This is a genomic window from Nocardia sp. NPDC058058 (genome assembly GCF_042885355.1).
In the GTDB taxonomy this organism is placed as follows: domain Bacteria; phylum Actinomycetota; class Actinomycetes; order Mycobacteriales; family Mycobacteriaceae; genus Nocardia.
In genome coordinates this window covers 1-1,093 of the sequence record NZ_JBHVSA010000052.1, presented here as the reverse complement: position 1 = coordinate 1,093, position 1,093 = coordinate 1, and the positions used below count along the sequence as shown (strand labels likewise).

The window sequence follows — 1,093 nt, the reverse complement described above, 5'->3', positions numbered from 1 at the left end:
AACCGTAGCGTCATCACGTACTCCCCTGGGACTCGGTTGCGCGTAGTTGCGCAGACCGTCCCGCAAGCCGGGACCGGCGTCAAGGGCGCCTCCCCGACCGGGCGCTGCCAGGCGAGCTTCGGCCGTGGTTGGCGAGAGGCGGTCTTGTGCCGCCGCTCGCGCCTGGCTGAGGCTTGGCTGATCACACACCAAGGGGGGTACCTCAATGGGACGGTTCAAGCCCAAGAAGCAGCGGAGCAACCAGCCGCCGCGTCAGCGGTTCCACATCGACGACCGGGCCGTCAGCCAGGCGGAGATCGTGGCGGCCGGGGAGCAGCTGAGCAACAACGTCGACGACCACGGCCGGCTGCTCTACATGAACTCCCCCGTGGCTGGGGCAGGTAGCCACTGGGATCGACCCGGCCACCGGCACCCTGCAGACCACCGACGGCGAGGATCCGATGCCAGTGGCCCTCTTCGAGCCCGAGCGCGCGATGATGTCCCGGCTCCCGGGCGGCGCGCCCACCGAGATCCAAGTCGAGGGCGCCATCGCGTCCGGGATGCGGCGCTTCCCCCGTGGCGTCGCCGATCTGCGGACCATCTCCGGCTGGGCCCTGCACCGGCTGGCCGACGACCGGATCGAGCTGCGCTCCCCCGACGGCGGTGTCTACTCCCGCATCACCGTCCCGGCCTCGCCCGACTGGTACTCCGCTGCCCTGCACCACGGGTACGCGGTGTGCTTCTACGGCCCGCAGCTCGGCGTGCGTACCCCGCCGGGCAGTACGCAGGTGAAGTACACCGACGCCGAGCGGCTGGAGGAGTTCCGCACCGCCCGCGGACGCGGCCTGGTCGCCGGCGGCATCATCGCCTACCGCAACAACCGCTGACCGCTCCGGACAGTCGAGGAGGAGACCGCATGCCTACAGGAGTAGCCGTCGTCTGCGACACGGACGACTGCCTCGCCATCTATCTGGCGGTGGAGACCGGCAACGACGGTGACGAGCGCTCCGCGAACGATGTCTCCCAGCTGGCGCGCAAGGCGGCTGAGGGCGACGGCTGGGTGATCAGCTTCGGCTTCACCCAGCCGGTGATGACCTGCCCGGGATGCGCGGAC

The 1,093-nt window shown here is 70.3% G+C and carries 2 protein-coding genes; both read left to right on the top strand.

Annotated elements, in window-relative coordinates:
- Nucleotides 1-440: 440 nt before the first annotated feature.
- The gene (locus ACFVUS_RS44115) at nt 441-866 is read left to right on the top strand and encodes a hypothetical protein (RefSeq protein WP_387781600.1); all 426 of its coding nucleotides are present in this window, start codon (nt 441-443) and stop codon (nt 864-866) included.
- A 29-nt stretch (nt 867-895) separates the two neighbouring features.
- Nucleotides 896-1,093 (top strand): hypothetical protein (locus tag ACFVUS_RS44110; protein WP_387781597.1); only part of this gene is annotated, 198 nt, incomplete at its 3' end.